The 1270-nt window shown below is 58.0% G+C and carries 1 protein-coding gene; it reads right to left on the minus strand.

Features of this window, described 5'->3' with window-relative positions:
• Window positions 1–195 precede the first annotated feature (195 nt).
• Window positions 196–1149 (minus strand): IS5 family transposase, encoded by a 954-nt coding sequence (locus ACFSNN_RS40505; RefSeq protein ID WP_134465178.1) that lies wholly within the window; start codon window positions 1147–1149, stop codon window positions 196–198.
• Window positions 1150–1270: the final 121 nt, after the last annotated feature.

The raw sequence follows: 1270 nt of genomic DNA on the forward strand, positions 1-1270 counted from the left end.
CGGTCCGTCACTTCCACGACGCCCGTTTCCGGGGGGAGGCGTCCATACCATCTGCACAACACGTTTTCAGAGCGCGGATCTTTTTCCACGTTGGGTGTATCAGCCGTAAGCCGTCTGCTGGCAGGTTGGTCGACCGGCTTTTGAAGCATGATGACCTTCGTTTACCGAGACTCACGGCCTGACCCCCCGAGCGTTTCACGCTTTGCGTAAAGCCTTGCGTGCCATCCAAAGGTTGCCCAGCGCAAACAGTGTCGTGATCTGCGCGGTATTCTTCATCAACCCTCGGTACCGGGTCTTCGTATAGCCAAACTGCTGCTTGAGCACTCGGAACGGATGTTCAACCTTGGCGCGGACGCCAGCCTTCAGGCGCTCAATCTGGTTGAATATCGCGTCCAGACGATTGTTCAGGTCCAGTTGTCGGCGCTTGCCTGGTCCCATCGCGACATGCCAGCGAACCAGGTTCGCCTGGCAGCGCTTTTCGATACCCTGATATCCGGCGTCAGCGTACACATCCGTTTCCTGGCCGTGCAACAACGCTTCGGCCGCATTGATGTCGTGAACGTTGGCCGCTGTACCAATGACGGTGTGGACCAGCCCCGACTCTGCGTCCACGCCGATGTGCGCTTTCATCCCGAAGTACCATTGATTTCCCTTCTTCGTCTGGTGCATCTCCGGGTCCCGCGTACCAGAGCCGTTCTTCGTCGAACTGGGTGCGGAAATCAAGGTCGCGTCGACCGCCGACCCTGCCTTCAGCATCAAGCCTTTCTCGCTCAGGATCTCATTGACCAGCGTGAGCATCTGCGCGGCCAGGCCGTGCGTTTCAAGAAGGTGACGGAACCGGAGAATCGTGCTCTCGTCCGGCAAACGAGTCATACCCTCGTCCAGCCCCGCAAACTCACGATACAGCGGCACGTCGTAGAGCGCCTCTTCCATCGCCGGGTCTGACAGACCAAACCACTGTTGCATGAAGTGGATCTGCAGCATCGTCGCAATCGGAAACGGCGGCCTTCCAGTCTTACCCCTCGGATAGTGCGGTTCGATCAACGCAATCAACCTCGACCATGGCACGACGCTCCTCATCTCATCGAGAAATTCCCGCTTGCGCGTGCGTTTCGTTGAAAGATCCAGACCAAGACCGAGCTGTGTCATCGACGAACTCCTTGAACTTGCCTGTCTTCCAGGATAGGCGAACCAGACTTCAATGCCAGAACTTTTGCAGATGGTATGGACGCCTCCCCCCGGAAACGGGCGTCGTGGAAGTGACGGACCG

The sequence above is a fragment of the Paraburkholderia dipogonis genome (assembly GCF_042680985.1).
GTDB classification, from domain to species: Bacteria; Pseudomonadota; Gammaproteobacteria; order Burkholderiales; family Burkholderiaceae; genus Paraburkholderia; species Paraburkholderia phytofirmans.

Coding starts and splice junctions, on each gene's coding strand:
- ACFSNN_RS40505 (WP_134465178.1), bottom strand. CDS start 1,149: ATGACACAGCTCGGTCTTGGTCTGGATCTTTCAACGAAACGCACGCGC.